Source organism: Terriglobus sp., from assembly GCF_965201105.1.
Taxonomy (GTDB): Bacteria; Acidobacteriota; Terriglobia; order Terriglobales; family Acidobacteriaceae; genus Terriglobus.
The window spans coordinates 596,251-609,968 of record NZ_OZ241741.1 but is presented as its reverse complement, the minus strand read 5'-3'; the positions used below and the strand labels follow the sequence as shown (position 1 = coordinate 609,968).

16 protein-coding genes are annotated in these 13,718 nt (G+C 61.3%); 9 read left to right on the top strand and 7 right to left on the bottom strand.

All coding sequences use genetic code 11. The annotated features are described in order from the left end of the window. Positions 1-127 precede the first annotated feature (127 nt). From ACOFKT_RS02700 to ACOFKT_RS02685, 4 genes are all read left to right on the top strand, one after another. Positions 128-784: a hypothetical protein gene (locus ACOFKT_RS02700; RefSeq protein ID WP_419805897.1), complete on the top strand. Its 657-nt coding sequence runs from the start codon at positions 128-130 to the stop codon at positions 782-784. Positions 785-1,125: 341 nt separating this feature from the next. Further along, the gene (locus ACOFKT_RS02695) at positions 1,126-1,908 is read left to right on the top strand and encodes a J domain-containing protein (RefSeq protein WP_419805896.1); all 783 of its coding nucleotides are present in this window, start codon (positions 1,126-1,128) and stop codon (positions 1,906-1,908) included. 66 nt (positions 1,909-1,974) lie between these two features. Continuing rightward, positions 1,975-2,349 carry a hypothetical protein gene (locus ACOFKT_RS02690; protein ID WP_419805895.1) on the top strand — a complete coding sequence of 125 codons (375 nt, stop codon included), beginning with the start codon at positions 1,975-1,977 and terminating at the stop codon, positions 2,347-2,349. Between the two features lie 96 nt (positions 2,350-2,445). Then, a complete protein-coding gene (locus ACOFKT_RS02685) occupies positions 2,446-3,978 on the top strand; it encodes a hypothetical protein (protein WP_419805894.1) in 1,533 nt (510 codons plus the stop codon). Positions 3,979-4,000: 22 nt separating this feature from the next. On the opposite strand, the gene ACOFKT_RS02680 is transcribed toward ACOFKT_RS02685, so the two are convergent. After that, on the bottom strand, positions 4,001-4,300 hold the full coding sequence (locus ACOFKT_RS02680; protein WP_419805893.1) for a hypothetical protein: 300 nt from the start codon (positions 4,298-4,300) through the stop codon (positions 4,001-4,003). A 145-nt stretch (positions 4,301-4,445) separates the two neighbouring features. Here ACOFKT_RS02680 and ACOFKT_RS02675 point away from each other — a divergent pair, with 145 nt between their 5' ends. Together ACOFKT_RS02675 and ACOFKT_RS02670 are read left to right on the top strand one after the other, a co-directional pair. Next, on the top strand, positions 4,446-4,667 hold the full coding sequence (locus tag ACOFKT_RS02675) for a hypothetical protein (RefSeq protein WP_419805892.1): 222 nt from the start codon (positions 4,446-4,448) through the stop codon (positions 4,665-4,667). 287 nt (positions 4,668-4,954) lie between these two features. After that, entirely contained in the window at positions 4,955-5,611 is a 657-nt protein-coding gene (locus tag ACOFKT_RS02670) for a PEP-CTERM sorting domain-containing protein (protein ID WP_419805891.1), read from the top strand. 157 nt (positions 5,612-5,768) lie between these two features. Here ACOFKT_RS02670 and ACOFKT_RS02665 read toward each other — a convergent pair whose 3' ends face one another. From ACOFKT_RS02665 to ACOFKT_RS02650, 4 genes are all read right to left on the bottom strand, one after another. After that, positions 5,769-6,263, bottom strand: a complete 495-nt coding sequence (locus ACOFKT_RS02665) for a hypothetical protein (RefSeq protein WP_419805890.1) — start codon at positions 6,261-6,263, stop codon at positions 5,769-5,771. Positions 6,264-6,345: 82 nt separating this feature from the next. Beyond that, on the bottom strand, positions 6,346-6,855 hold the full coding sequence (locus ACOFKT_RS02660) for an SgcJ/EcaC family oxidoreductase (protein WP_419805889.1): 510 nt from the start codon (positions 6,853-6,855) through the stop codon (positions 6,346-6,348). Positions 6,856-7,037: 182 nt separating this feature from the next. After that, positions 7,038-7,487: a hypothetical protein gene (locus ACOFKT_RS02655; RefSeq protein ID WP_419805888.1), complete on the bottom strand. Its 450-nt coding sequence runs from the start codon at positions 7,485-7,487 to the stop codon at positions 7,038-7,040. 203 nt (positions 7,488-7,690) lie between these two features. Beyond that, positions 7,691-8,173, bottom strand: a complete 483-nt coding sequence (locus ACOFKT_RS02650; RefSeq protein ID WP_419805887.1) for a hypothetical protein — start codon at positions 8,171-8,173, stop codon at positions 7,691-7,693. Between the two features lie 322 nt (positions 8,174-8,495). Here ACOFKT_RS02650 and ACOFKT_RS02645 point away from each other — a divergent pair, with 322 nt between their 5' ends. Genes ACOFKT_RS02645 through ACOFKT_RS02635 form a run of 3 tightly spaced genes read left to right on the top strand, consistent with a single transcriptional unit; the run spans position 8,496 to position 10,246 of the window. Beyond that, a complete protein-coding gene (locus tag ACOFKT_RS02645) occupies positions 8,496-8,912 on the top strand; it encodes a hypothetical protein (protein ID WP_419805886.1) in 417 nt (138 codons plus the stop codon). Between the two features lie 33 nt (positions 8,913-8,945). After that, the gene (locus ACOFKT_RS02640) at positions 8,946-9,680 is read left to right on the top strand and encodes a hypothetical protein (RefSeq protein WP_419805885.1); all 735 of its coding nucleotides are present in this window, start codon (positions 8,946-8,948) and stop codon (positions 9,678-9,680) included. Then, a complete protein-coding gene (locus ACOFKT_RS02635; protein WP_419805884.1) occupies positions 9,680-10,246 on the top strand; it encodes a hypothetical protein in 567 nt (188 codons plus the stop codon). The genes ACOFKT_RS02640 and ACOFKT_RS02635 overlap by 1 nt, the downstream gene beginning before the upstream one ends. A 94-nt stretch (positions 10,247-10,340) precedes the next feature. Here ACOFKT_RS02635 and glmS read toward each other — a convergent pair whose 3' ends face one another. Next, positions 10,341-12,506 carry a glutamine--fructose-6-phosphate transaminase (isomerizing) gene (gene glmS / locus ACOFKT_RS02630; RefSeq protein WP_419805883.1) on the bottom strand — a complete coding sequence of 722 codons (2,166 nt, stop codon included), beginning with the start codon at positions 12,504-12,506 and terminating at the stop codon, positions 10,341-10,343. A 65-nt stretch (positions 12,507-12,571) separates the two neighbouring features. Further along, positions 12,572-13,438: a hypothetical protein gene (locus ACOFKT_RS02625; RefSeq protein ID WP_419805882.1), complete on the bottom strand. Its 867-nt coding sequence runs from the start codon at positions 13,436-13,438 to the stop codon at positions 12,572-12,574. Between the last annotated feature and the right edge of the window lie 280 nt (positions 13,439-13,718).

The window sequence follows — 13,718 nt, the reverse complement described above, 5'->3', positions numbered from 1 at the left end:
GTTTATGGGTACTGATTGCTCGCCAAAATGAACCCTGCCGTAACACCAGCTTCATCGACGCCATCTTTGTAGTTGTCGGTCTTGCCAATAAAGCCCCAAGAAGCCCCAAGTCGCTACACTTTTCCTTATGAACACTCGTCGCCAAGCCTGCACCGTGTTGTTTTTCCTCGCTCTCCCCGTCGCAGCCCAGCAGGGTGCCGCTGTTTTCCATCATTTCCATCGTTATCCCACCGGCCAGTACACAACCAAGCTGGAGGGCAAAACCAGCGGCTTGCCTCCCAGCGCGCCGACCACTGAAACCACCTGCACCGCGCCCCCCAACCCGGCTCAGCTCGCAGCGGCCATCCACGTGGCCAACACCGCAGCCGCCACGCAGGATTGCAACATACGCATCCTCCATGATGAAGAGAAGCTTGCCGAAGATGAACAGACCTGCAAACGCGGCTCGAGCGTCCAGACCATCCACAGCACGATGGCCGCTCTCGATGACAAGACCTTTATCATCGATACCGTCTCGAAACTTGGCACCGTCGAAATGTCCGCGCACTCGGTAGTCCATTACGACGGACCCTGCAGCGCCGCCCAGCTTGCCGAAGCCTCTCGGGCCACGCCACCTAAGCCAAATCCCGAGGAGTGCGCCGAACTCGCCGCCAGCAAGAAGGAGATGGCTAATAACGCGAAATCGTGTGACGACGTTCCTGCCGAATACCGCGCCACATGTCTCAAAAGATTGCAGGGCGGCAGCGCTATCGTCGATCAAATGCTGGCTGCTTGCGCCAAATAAGCATCGGTTCCAGAAGACCTGCTTTCGGAGGCCTCGCAGATCCGTGGATGGTCGCGATTTAAAACCTTCGAAGGCCAGGAACAATTTGTCCTGCGAAGTCACATTGTAGGAAGTAATTCGAAACTGGTGTCCGCTTCTTTTCCAGCGGACACCAGTTCCCTGTTTAACCTTTGTGGCTTGAATCAACTCCTCCCATCTCGAAGCCGAACTTTGTGCGGACGTATCATCGACAGGAGCATCGTTCGGTGACGCAGGCCGTTCCGCAACGGTCTCGACCCAGGCAGGAGCGCGCCATTTCTCAGCAGACTTCATCTTCATCTGTTGCCCTTGTCCGCTTCCGTGTGGCGGAGAGCCTGGAGCTTCTGCAGCGGCGGCACGAGCTTGCGGAGCTTCGCAAGCTGCTCATCGCGCGCGAGCAGTTGCTGGGCGAGCTTCGGGCGCAGTTGATCAGCTTCGAGGGCCGCTACCTGCGGCAGGTCGGTCTTCTGTACCGCCGGCTGGATGAATGGGAGCAAAAGATCGCGGAGCTGCACGGCAGAAGCGCAGCGGTCGAATCCGGTGCGGACGGGCTGGATGCAGACGAGCTGGATGCAGAGGGTGTGGATGCCGAGGAGTTGGCACCACAGGTGGACCCGGCCGCGCTGAAGGCGATCTTCCGCGACCTGGTAAAGCTGCTCCATCCGGACTTCGCGACCGACGCCCACGATGAGCAACGGCGCACGCGCCTGATGGCCCTGGCAAATGACGCCTACGCACGCGGAGACGCGGCGGCGATCCGGCGCATGTTGAGCGGCTATGATCCGATGATCGTGCTCACCTCCGCGGAGAGCGTTCGGAGCGAAGTAGTGCGGCTGATCGCGATGATTTTTCAGGTGACGCAGGATGTCGAAGCCGTGAACCTGCAGATCGAAGATCTGCAGCGGTCCGAGTCGGCAAGACTGCAGGAACGAACCCTGGAGGCTGCGCGGCAAGGCCGGGACCTGCTGGCGGAAATGGCCGCGCGCGTCAACGGCAGCATCGGGATCGCCATGCGGCGCTACGAACTCGACCTCTCCCGCAAGCAGCGGCCGTCCAAAGGTTTGTCCGTCGAGTCGCTGGTCACCGCCGAGATCAAGTCCACCTGAGCCAGGCGCGCAAGCTCAGCCGCTTCCCTTGCATCCGCGTAACCGCTATCCTCATCCCACACACCTATGCGAATCCTTCGCGCCAGCTTTGCAGCCCTTGTGGGCGCCGTATTCGCCATCGGTCTTTACCTGGCCTGGTTCTTCAAGTTCACCGGTCAGAGCAGTCCGTGGGAAGGTGCGTCCGTGGGATTTATCGTGCTCACCGGCGTGGTTGCCGCTGTGTGTGGACTTCTTGGCGGACTCGCAGGCGCTCTGTTGGCGCCCGAAACACCACGCGGCACGGCGGACGCGATTGCCGCCCTGATCGCGCTGGGCGCTGCCTTCGCCGAAACTCACACGCCTGGCCAGCACCACTATCCACAAGCTTTGGCGCTGCTGGTCGCCGCACCTGCCGCCTACCTTGCTGGCCGGCTTCGCCGCTCTGTTCCAGCGGTTCCGTAAGTAACCCATCGATTGGGTCATGTTGAAAAACTGCGAACGTGGCGAAGCCACTTCGAAAACTGTGACCGTGAGCGAAGCACTCGTAAACTCAAGAGCATGCCGTCGTTGACTCGCCGCACCTTCCTCGCGCAAACACTCGCAGCCTCCGCCACCATCGCGATTACAGCCCAGCAGCAGCAGGAAAGCGCGCCGGGAGCCACGCTGAAGCTCACCCCCGGGGCACCCGGCCCCAGGGTCCCGCAGGATTTCATCGGTCTCTCGTACGAGGTCATGCAGCTCGAAGATCCGGCCTTCTTCTCGCCGCAGAACGTCGGTTTGATCCAGCAGTTCCGCAACCTGACACCGCACGGCGTGCTGCGCCTGGGCGGCAACACCAGCGAGTTTTCCTGGTGGAAAGCGATGCCTGACGTGCAGCCACCGCACCGGGTCGGCAATGTGAACGATCCGGGCGAACCGCCACCCACCACCCTTTACGCCGTTACGCCCGAAGCGATTCGTAACCTGCGCGGCTTTTTGGACGCCACGAACTGGACCTGCATCTATGGCCTGAACCTTGGCTACGGCACCGCGGAAACCGATGTCGCCGAAGCCACCTTCGTCTACAAAACGCTTGGATCGCGGCTGCAGTATTTCCAGGTCGGCAACGAGGTCGATCTCTTCAGCCGACACCTGCGCGACAAGAACACCTGGAACGTAGACACATACCTGCAGAACTGGCTTGAGATCGCGAATGCCGTGCAAAAGGCCTGCCCCAACGCAAGCTTTGGGCTGCCTGACGTCGCCAGCGACATTTCGTGGCTGCCCCAAATCGCCGAACGCTGGTCGTCACTGCCCACCAAGCCGCGGGTGACTACGCTATCGCATCACTACTACGCCGGCGGCCCGCCCGCGGATCCGAAGCTGACCGCCGAAAGCCTGCTGAAACCGGCGGAAAAGGTACAGCAAGCCGCAGAAATCACCAAAGCCGCGGCCACCCGCATGCAGGTGCGCTACCGGATGACAGAGGGCAATACCTGCTATCAAGGCGGCAAGCCTGGTGTCAGCGATGTTTTCGCCGCCGCGCTATGGGGTGCGGAGTATGCGTTCAGCCTGATGACCAATGGATACAGCGGCGTGAACCTGCACGGCGGTTCGGGCCGTGCGGTTGCAGTCAGCGTGGGTGGCATGCTGCGCGGCGAAGCGCTGATGGCAGACCCGAACGCGCCCCATCCGAAGCCGTTCTACACACCCATTGCGAATGAGGGCACGCTCGCCGGTTCGGGAGTGGATGGGAAGCTGAGCGGCAAGTATGTTTTGGAGCCAGTCGGCGCAGGCATGAAGTTCGCGGGCGCGTTTGCGGGCTGTCAGATTGTTCCGGTCACGCTCGACTCGCCCCTGAATGTCAGCGCCTATGCGGCGCGCCGGGCGGACGGCAAAGTGTTGGTCGCACTCCTGAACAAAGAGGCTTCCCAGGCACTGACCATCACCGCACCTTTTTTCCAGACAGTCGAAACGCTCACCGGTGCCTCGCTGAACGCGCATGAGGCACAGGTGAGCGCCGTGGTTCGAGAAACCAGTAGCCGCAGAACGGCTGCTGGTCAGACTTTTATTCTTCCGCCGCGCTTTGCCACCCTGATTGTGCTGGAGTAGCGGCCGGCTCGGTGAGGTCAGGTTACTGCGGAAGACCGGCGGCGTCAGCCTTTGCGTTGGCCTTGTCCTGGTCTTTGGCAGCTTTCTTTGCCTCATGCGTACCGAGCGCCTTTGCGGTGTGCTTGTCGGCATGTGCCTGCTCTTTGTATGCCTTCTTGGTCGAACCGGAGTTCAGCTTGGCTGCTTCCTGATCGGCTTTGTGGTCGATTTTGGCTTGCGCCTGATCAAGCTTGCGCTGGTCCTGGTTTTCGGTCTGGGCTGCGAGCGTTCCGGTCGCGAGTGCGGCGGCGAGCGTAAAGGCTGCAAAGGTGTTCATGCGCATCGTTTAGATCTCCTCGGTAATAAGATGAGCGTCAGGCGGAAAGGGTCACCCTGCCGGCCTCTGCGTGTCCGCTGTACTTTGGGGTATGCGGTGGCAGGTGCGTCTCCTTCTCGGAGTGTTGGCAGTCTTGGTGTGCTGCTTTGTTGTGGATCAGATTGTCTGGACGATGCGCGGGTCGCCTGTGCGGCAGATTGAGGTCTCCGTGCTAACCACGATGGAATTGAAGAACCACAAAGAGGATTACGGCACGCCTGACACGCAGCTCGTGAGCTGTGCGGCAACTCTGCTGCCGTTTCCGGGCGCGACCGGCTGGAGCAGGCCATGCTGGTGGCTTGAGCGGCACCGCGAGATCATCCAACGGTACTGAACGCGCCAAAACTTCCGTCTATCTTGCGTAGCTTCATGGCGACAGCGGCGGCGTTCACGACTACTTGGGAAAGCATTGATCTGCAAGCAAATTGCCGTGCAGGCCACCATCGTCGCAAGTGCGACGGTGAGCAATGCGGGCAATAGCCGGAAATGCGATGCAAATGCCGCATGCGCGCTATGCGTGCGGTCCGGGAAGCGGTACGCTCCAGTCGCGAAAGACACGGCGCCAGGAGCGGCGCCAATCTGCCGCAGCAGTAAAATCAGGCACAGGAGCATTTTCCCCCAATGAGACATTTCGTTTTCTCGATCGCGACCGCACTGCTGCTTATGGCATTGTCGCCGCAGGCCAAGGCTACCCCGTATGACTTCACAGTCAGCGGTGGCGGCGTGAGTGCGCACGTCACGCTGAACTATGGCAGTGCAACCGATGCCAGGTATTCGCAGGGTTACCAGATTACGGGCATCAGCGGCACGTTCTCCGACAACAATCTAGGCATTTCCAACGCCAACATCGTCGGATTGGAAAATCTGAACCGCGTGAGCCCGGAGCCGACGAACCTGCTGGCACCGCACGACTTCAGCGGGTATGCCGTGGCGACAGGCCTCGGACCGGAGGCGAATGGGTTTCTGCACTACGACAACCTGTTCTACCCTGCGGGCTCGCCGCAAACTGCAACCGATTATCCCTTCTCAGGCGGGGTTCTCGACATCTACGGTGTGCTGTTTGATCTGGGCAACGGCGATGTGGTCAATCTGTGGAGCAATGGGGCGCAGCCCAGGGTGGGGTTGAATTACGGTGTTGCGGTCGTGACGCACGATACGGCGCTGGATTATGTGAACGGGGTCGCGGTGGCGCAGACGCCGGAACCGGGAACGCTGTGCCTGCTTGGAACGGGCCTAGTTGCGGCGCTCTCGCGGCGGCGAATGCTACGCAGGGCCTGAAATCATCCGATGCTTGCCGTGCCTCGTCTGGGGATTCGGACGTGGGTTCCGGCGGGCTCTCCTCTTTACGAGAGCGGGTTGTCTGGCGTGAGAGCGTCCTGCTCATCGTCAGCTTGCCGTGGTCGATGGAGAGCACAGGGCGCGATTGTGAAGGACCTTAGGAGCTAACTTGACCTCCTGCTGTTGCGGCTGGAGCCATAAAGACAGGGCTGAGGGACGGTAGCAGAAATGCGACCGCTAGCGGCAGCAGGATGCTGCCGGCCCACACGTACCAGCCGACCAGCGGGTGCAGCAAGAGGCCGTTGCGGACGCCGGCTTCATCGAAGGGGAACTCGATGAGGCGCATCTGAAACGTTTGCAGCGTGAGTAGGGCCGCGATGCCGAGGTTGATGCGTGCGCCGCGCGGACGATTGCGGAGGAGCAGTATCAAACCGACGAGCAGAAGAATGTTGGCGACTCCGGCGAAGTTCAGGAAGCACGGACCCAGAATGCTGGCGAAGAACATGCCCATACCGGAGTAGGTTTCCGTTTCAAAGGGCATGTTGTGGCGACCGTTGTCCGTGGACAGCCGGAAGACGATGGCTGGTAAGGAAAACGACCATCCCCAGAGCACGGCACTGATGACCACAGTCGCGATCCGCAGGAGAGGCATGCGGGGTTAGAGCGGGAAGAATCACGTTGCGTTGGTCAGCCCGTATGCCGGATTTTGAGCCTGCGACCGGTTTGAGGACGGCCTAGTGAGTAGGAGGCGGCCCGTCGGCTGCCGCAGGATTCACGGTTACGTTGTGGAAGCTGTCGATCTGCCAGGTGCCGTGTTCTTTTGATAGCACGAGCTGGAGTCTGACGTGCATCGAGCCGTCCGGGAAAAGCGGCGTGCTTGGCGGCACGTGGACCATCTTGGACAGGACACCGTCGACGTCGGCGACGGCGACGTCGGGACGGACGAAGCTGACCTTGCCGAGCGTGAACTCGTTGTGGCTGCCCTTGTAGATGGTGGTGAAAATGTACTGGTGCTGCGCCTGAAAGGGCGCGCGGCCGTAAGTCTGCATGCCGACGATGTTGGTGAAGCTGCCGTTCTCGGCGAAAGACTCGGCGAAGGCTTTTGCATCGCCGCGATTCCAGGCGTCGGATTCGTTTTGCACGATGGCCTGAATGGCGGCGCGGTCCTGCGGCTGCTGGGCAGAGACTGCGGTGGGGAGAGTGGCGGCGAGGAACAGCAAGGACGAGCGAAGCGCGACGTGCATGGAGCTTCTCCTGGTGTGGCGGAATGGTAGCAGGAGAGTGCGCGGACGATTCGCGGATAGCGTCAGCGGTCGATGTGGATTCGGAGCCATGCGCTGGTTGCTCCAGCCCATGCATCGCAATGGGCGCGATGCATGGGGCAGCGATGCCAGTCAGAGCGGGTGTATGGGCCGCACGCCCCGCGCTACAGGTGGGCCTTGAGCCATTTCTCCGGGTTGTCGACGTTGCCGCCGCTGTAGCCGATCTTGTAGGTGAAGACGCCGTTGGAGAGAGATTCTTCTTCCCCGTTGGTGTACATGCCGACGACAGACTTGATACTGCCCGCAACGGCCTGCTTGCCGGTCTCGCTGGTGCAGATGTTGATAATGGCGTCGCCCGCGTTCATGAGGTATTCCGTAGGCGACTGCACACGCACGCTGGCCGCAGGCGCGGGTGCGTTCGCGTAGCTGGCGTAGTTGATGGAAAACGCGATGTGGGTGCCGCAGGCCTGGTTGACGCGCTTAGCGTACATGGCGAGCTGCTCGCGGTCCTGGGCGAACTTGGTCCGCTGCTCCAGATTTTGTGCGGCGACAGTGGAGACGGCCGAAGCGGCGAGCGCGGCTGCGGCGAAGGTGAATTGCAACGTCCGGTTCATGGGTTATACATCCCCTGCTGAAAGTCACGCTGGTGTTCCGCGCCGGTGATTGCGCGATTGCGTCTGGCGGGATGGATGCGAGACCGGCGCGCGTGGTATCCCCGTTGCGAAGGCTTCTCGCAAAAAGCGTGATGTATGGGGCACCCATCGTGGTCAGACCGGGTATATGGGCCACCCCGGCCGTTCCGGCAACACTGACTCGATTAAGGAATGATCTGAAATTGCACATCGTTGGAGATCGCCGGACCGGCTGTGACACCTGGCAACTGCCGCGTTACGCGAACGGTATAAGCTCCAGGCGCGGAAAGGTCAAAGAGATCTTCTAGATTGATACGATCGCGTCTGGACTCACCAGGCTTGATCCTCACGGTGATGTTTCGCGTCGTTCCGCCCGTGGCCGAGCAGTGTTCTCTAACACCTGGGAGCATAGGAATGGGTAAGTTGGTTTCCGCGGAACGTAGTTGGACACCGTAGTCGCATTCTCTCGCCTGATCCATATAGACCAACTCGTGATCCGAACGATTTTGCAATGCAAGCCAAATCCCGACTTTTCCGCCAACTTTAACCTCTGGTTCGCGAATGCTTGCCGTGACGGATAAGGGCTGTTCTTGCGAAAACACTCCAAGTGGCATGAGCAGCAACAAGGTGCCTACCCCAAAGAGCTTTCGTACATTGATTCTGAACATCTGCCCTCCTCATGCAAGCTGCAGAGCAGCTCCCGCCTGGCAATGATTGGCACTGCTATGTTGGTGAGTTTAGCGGGTATCGCGCTGTTTGCGCGAGGCCCACACATCGCAAAGAGCGCGATGTATGGGGTATCCATTCGTGGTTGGACCGGGTGTATGGGCCATCTACCGCCGCTGTGGTTGGTCAGGCGGGGCGTGTGGGGCACCACCGCACCCGGCTCTGCCTGCCGGTCTCCTGTTGGGCCGTACACCGCGAGGTGAGCGGTTTCATTACCGGCTGCGAGGGGAGACAAGCTTATACTGTTTCGGAAGGCGGGCGGGCATGGCCAATCCAAATACAAAGAGTACGGTCACGATCGGCGAGAACAAATTCAACGCTGTCTCGACGCAAGTCGGTGCGACGACGCTTCACGATCACGCAGGCATGCCTCAGATGGGAACGGTTGCGTTTTCCATCAGCATTACGGCAGATATGCATGACAATGCGAACCTGCCCTTCTCCGTGTTACAAAACCTATTCTCTCTGGCGAACGTGGTTACGCGAGACAAGGTGAAAGACGTGAAGATCGAATTCTGGGCCGATGAGACGATGCAGGACGCGCTGTGCGTCTACAGCTTCCGTGGCTGGATTTCAAGCTTCTTTACCTTGACGAATGAAAACAGCAATCACCTGGTGAGCCTGACGCTGCAGCCGGTCCTGGATGCACAGCAATTTGCCAAGGTAACTATGTCGAATTAGCTCTGAACGAGCTAGTCCGGACGGAGCGAAACGATGGCGGGAACAGGTGGTCCACAACGGGGCAGCGCCTATGGCGAGGGGGCGCCAGAGCAACCCACGCGTGGCGGTTTGTACAACCCTGTACTGATGCCCAATGACATGCGGCGGCTGATGTATCTGGCACGTTTTCCCGTGCAGGGTGCGGCAAGCAGCGCGGTGGCATCGACGCACTCTCGTGGAGTGAACACCCCGAGTGGAACAGCAGCGCAGCGGACGATGCCTCCGGCAAAACCGAATGCGACGAAGCGCCCAACCAACAGGGCTGGCATGAACAAGTGTGGATTGCCGATTATGCAGGCGAAATACGTTGCCATCTTTGTCCAGATGGGCAGAGATCTGGGCGTGAATCCGTTGTTTGTGATGGCGTCGGCCGTACAGGAAAGCGGATGGACCATGCCTCACGTGTTTGGGACGAACAAGCTCAGCAATGGCAAGCCGCTCAACAATCTGTTTGGCATGACCGCGGCTGGCGGAGACAATCTGCCTTACCCCAGTGTTGAAGCGTCCGCAAAGGCCTGGGAAGCGGACTGGGGACCATACCTTGCACATCATCCACAAACGATCCAGGCGTACGCCGCCGCGCTGAACAGTAACAAGCTTCATATGTACAACAGCAATCCGAGTTACCCGGGCGAGATAGCAAAGCGGTACAAGCAACTGGTGGATGCAGCCGTGGCGTGCGACGTTCCAGGGTTGCAGGCGTCTACACCACCCACGGTCAAGCCGTGATGCGATCCGGCAAGCGTGCCATGGGCTGGGTTTCCGTGTTGTGGTGCGCCTGCCTGGTTGCACCAGGAGCGGCAGACGCCCGGGCAGCGGGAACCGGACACTCGCCGCTGCAACTCTGCGGCGAAGCGACGCGAACGCAACCGGGGATCGGCACGGCGTATCACGGAATGGTGCAGAACGACACGTACGCGCTTTCCGCATTGGTACCGCCAGGGCTGACCGCATGGAGCGGCGTTGCCACGGAAGCGCCGTTTCACGGCTTCACGATGTTTCTTGGACCCGAGAGCTGCGTGATCTTTCAGATACAACTGCGGGTAGAAGACGACCCGGCGCCGAACCTGCGAGGCGCAACGAAGCGGCTTGATGGCGTGAGGATGATCGAGAGCCGAAGAGTCGCCCTGCGGAAGGGTGCTCGCTTCTTGACCAGAGAAACCGTGTTCTCCCATGCGCAGCCGCACGAAATCGACGATGGCTCCGTACTCCTGATTACACCGGAGTCGCGCCGAGCGGCGAGTGAGCGCGCGTACGAGCAGTTCGTACGCAGCCTAAACTTCCACGGTCGTTAGGCTTCTGCTGCACCCCGCACGCAAGGTCTAACCCCTTCGGGGCTTGATGAGCTTGCCGTCTTACGGTGTTCTTCTCGCGGCTTTGTCCCTCGTGCTACTCCACGGTGACGGATTTGGCGAGATTGCGGGGTTGGTCTACGTCGCAGCCGCGGCGGACGGCGATGTGGTAGGCGAGGAGCTGGAGGGGGACGACTTCGAGGATGGGGAGGAGGAGTTCGGGGGCGGCGGGAATTTCGAGGACGTGCTCGACGAGGCCTGCCAGGTGGTGGGCTTCCTGCTGTTCGGCGGCGGCGCGGGCCTTGAGGGCTTCGTGTTGCTGCTGAGAAGAAGCAGATCCCTCCGCTTCGCTACGGGATGACAAACCTTGTTGTGATGACAAGCCCTGTTGCGATGACGAACCCTGTTGTGCTGACGAACCTTCTTCGTCGTAGCGGAAGGGGGCGGTCGAGATGGCGATGACGCGGCCGGAGCGGGCGGTGACTTCCTGGATGTTGGAGAGGGTCTTTTCGTACTTGAGGACGGAGGTGGGGTCGGCGGGGTCTTTGGTGGCGATGCAGACGACGGGGAGGTGCTCGTCGATGAGGGCGTTGGGGCCGTGCTTCATTTCGCCGGCGGGGTAGCCCTCGGCGTGTATGTAGCTGATTTCCTTGAGCTTGAGGGCGCCTTCGAGGGCGATGGGGTAGTGGATGCCGCGGCCGAGGAAGAGGAAGTCGCTCGAGTTGGAGAACTGTTTGGCGAGGTCGTGGCAGCGGTCGTCGAGGACGCGAAGGATTTCTTCGAGCTTGGCGGGGATCTTAGCGAGTTCGTCAACGAGGTGGCGGGACTGGTCGGGGGTGACGGTGCCGCGCTGCTGGCCGAGGTAGAGAGCGAGGGTGAAGAGCGCGGTGAGCTGGGCGGTGAAGGCCTTGGTTGAGGCGACGCCGATCTCTGGGCCGGCGTTGGTGGTGATGACGCCCTGGGCGCGGCGGGTAATCGCTGATCCAACGACATTGCAGATGGCGAGGGTGGGTGTGCCCTTCGAGATCATCTCGGACTGGGCGGCGATGGTGTCTGCGGTTTCGCCGGACTGGGTGATGAGGAGGCCGAGGGAGCCGGGGATGGGGTCGCGGTAGCGGTACTCGGAGGCGTAGTCGACGTCGACGGGGAGGCGGGCGAGCCGCTCGATCATGAACTTGCCGGCGAGGCCGGCGTGCCAGGAGGTGCCGCAGGCGGCGATGGTCATGCTGGTGGCGGCTTTGAGGTCGGCCTGGGTGAGGTGGAGGTCGGGGAGGAAGACCTGGCCGGTGTCGAGCGAGACGCGGCCGAGGGTGGTGTCGCGGACGGCGCGTGGCTGCTCGTTGATCTCCTTGAGCATGAAGTGCTTGTAGCCGGCTTTTTCAGCCTGGATGGGGTCCCAGGTGATGCGCTGGGGCGGGCGGGAGAGCGGGTTGCCGTCGAAGTCGGTGAAGGTGGCGCCGGTGGGCGTTAGGATCGCGCAGTCGCCGTCGTGCAGAAAGACGATGTCGCGGGTGTGGTGGAGGATGCCGGGGACGTCGGAGGCGACGAAGTATTCGCCGTCGCCGATGCCGATGACGGCGGGCGGTCCGGAGCGGGCGGCGACGAGTTTGTTGGGCTCGTGGGCAGAGAGGACGCCGATGGCGAAGGCGCCGGTGAGGCGCTTGACGGCGCGGCGGACGGCTTCTTCGAGGGGGAGCGCGGGGCCGTTTGGCTCGTTGGTTTCGACGATGGCTTCAGCATCGTTGGCTTCGATGGGACTGCCCTGGTGGTTTGATCCCACCTTAGCCTGCGGCGAAGGTGGGGCACCGTTGATGGAGGCGGAGTTGGCGGCGGCCTGGTTGAGCTCGTCTTCGATGAGGTGGGCGATGATCTCGGTGTCGGTTTCGGAGAGGAAGTGGTGGCCGCGGGCGGTGAGTTGCTGCTTGAGCGCGAGGTAATTTTCGACGATGCCGTTGTGTACGACGACGAGGGTGCCGGAGCCGTCGCGGTGGGGGTGGGCGTTTTCCTCGGTGGGGCGGCCGTGGGTGGCCCAGCGGGTGTGGCCGATGCCGTAGGTGCCGGTGAGCGGGCGTTCGCGCAGGACGGCTTCGAGGTTGGAGAGCTTGCCGGGTGCGCGGCGGACGTCGAGGTGGGTGGGGTCGGCGGGGTTGCCGGCGACGGCGATGCCGGCGGAATCATAGCCGCGGTACTCGAGGCGGCGAAGGCCTTCCACGATGAGGGGGACGACTGACTTAGGACCGATGTAACCGACGATGCCGCACATAGGTGCAGTGTAGATGGTGTGTGGCGGACCGCCATGCCGGAATTGGCGGGGTGGCGGGCGGAAGGCTACGGCTTTGGTGGTAGTGCCGGGGCCGGTTCGGCGTAAGCGCCCGCAGGGTCGGGCACGGCGGGCTGAACGCGGCGTTTGGGTGGCCGCGGGCCAGTCCAGCCGACCGGGACCTGCTCAGCCGGCGTGGGATTATCTTCGCCGATGTGACGGTGCGTAAAGGGGATGCGATATCCGTCGAGCAGTTCCGTGAGCATGTGCCCGGCCGGTCGCGTGCCGAAGCCGATGAGCGAGTTTCGCAGGCCGCGATCAAGGGTGAAATTCGGGTCCTGGTTGGGGTACCAGAAAGCATACGCGACCAGCGGACCGGAGACACCGGCGGCAGCGCCGGTGAGTGAAAAATCGCGGTGACCGTCCGCACCATGGCGTGCGGTGAAGTCCGCGAGAAGCGCATTTTTCAGCTTGTCGTGAAAGGTGCAGCCGTGACACAGCAGGTAGCGATTGTCTTCATGCAGCAGAGTGCCCAGCGTGTAGCGAGTGCCAGCTTGAATTACGCGTTGGCCGTAGGCGGCACCATACCGCTTGAAGTAGCCCGGCGTGTCTTCCGCCCAATACTCCGGGCCAGGCTGATCGTTCAGCATCTGGAACCCGGCGGTGATCAGAGGCGAACCCAACGCCGAGATGCTGAAGAGGCGGTGCCGGAGGGTAAGCAGGTTCTCGCCTGCCGTGGGTGGGCGGTAGTGGCGGCCGTTCACGATGGGCAGCGGGTTGCGATCGGCGGGCGTTCCGGCAGAGGGTGCGTCGGGCAGCGCCTGCGCGGCAACGGAGGTGCTCACTGCGAGCAGAGCTAGGGTGATGAGCGTGCGCAAGGGCGATCTCCGCGGAACAACCTGGTTGAACTGGTTCATTCCATAGACGTGATTCACGGCGGTTCGTTTCGATGCAGATTCAAGCGCATTTCGGACGATATGGTCTCCTGCCGGATGCGATTTACTGGCGGCCGCGGTGGCGATTGCCCAAAAAGCCGGACACATCTGCAATCGGGCCAGACGGTGACTCTGCCTGTTCGTTACGCGGGAAGAGTTAAATTTGTAAGTGATTTGTCTGCACTTATGCATAACTATACGAAGCTTTGCATAGATATACGGAACTTAGTCTAGGCAATGCATTCACGCTAGATTTATTGGACAAAACTGTTACTTTCGG

Excerpts from the sequence above, each read along its gene's own strand:
- ACOFKT_RS02700 (WP_419805897.1), top strand. The coding sequence starts at position 128 with ATGAACACTCGTCGCCAAGCCTGCACCGTGTTGTTTTTCCTCGCTCTC.
- ACOFKT_RS02690 (WP_419805895.1), top strand. The coding sequence starts at position 1,975 with ATGCGAATCCTTCGCGCCAGCTTTGCAGCCCTTGTGGGCGCCGTATTC.
- ACOFKT_RS02685 (WP_419805894.1), top strand. The coding sequence starts at position 2,446 with ATGCCGTCGTTGACTCGCCGCACCTTCCTCGCGCAAACACTCGCAGCC.
- ACOFKT_RS02680 (WP_419805893.1), bottom strand. The coding sequence starts at position 4,300 with ATGCGCATGAACACCTTTGCAGCCTTTACGCTCGCCGCCGCACTCGCG.
- ACOFKT_RS02670 (WP_419805891.1), top strand. The coding sequence starts at position 4,955 with ATGAGACATTTCGTTTTCTCGATCGCGACCGCACTGCTGCTTATGGCA.
- ACOFKT_RS02665 (WP_419805890.1), bottom strand. The coding sequence starts at position 6,263 with ATGCCTCTCCTGCGGATCGCGACTGTGGTCATCAGTGCCGTGCTCTGG.
- ACOFKT_RS02660 (WP_419805889.1), bottom strand. The coding sequence starts at position 6,855 with ATGCACGTCGCGCTTCGCTCGTCCTTGCTGTTCCTCGCCGCCACTCTC.
- ACOFKT_RS02655 (WP_419805888.1), bottom strand. The coding sequence starts at position 7,487 with ATGAACCGGACGTTGCAATTCACCTTCGCCGCAGCCGCGCTCGCCGCT.
- ACOFKT_RS02650 (WP_419805887.1), bottom strand. The coding sequence starts at position 8,173 with ATGTTCAGAATCAATGTACGAAAGCTCTTTGGGGTAGGCACCTTGTTG.
- ACOFKT_RS02645 (WP_419805886.1), top strand. The coding sequence starts at position 8,496 with ATGGCCAATCCAAATACAAAGAGTACGGTCACGATCGGCGAGAACAAA.
- ACOFKT_RS02640 (WP_419805885.1), top strand. The coding sequence starts at position 8,946 with ATGGCGGGAACAGGTGGTCCACAACGGGGCAGCGCCTATGGCGAGGGG.
- ACOFKT_RS02635 (WP_419805884.1), top strand. The coding sequence starts at position 9,680 with ATGCGATCCGGCAAGCGTGCCATGGGCTGGGTTTCCGTGTTGTGGTGC.
- glmS (WP_419805883.1), bottom strand. The coding sequence starts at position 12,506 with ATGTGCGGCATCGTCGGTTACATCGGTCCTAAGTCAGTCGTCCCCCTC.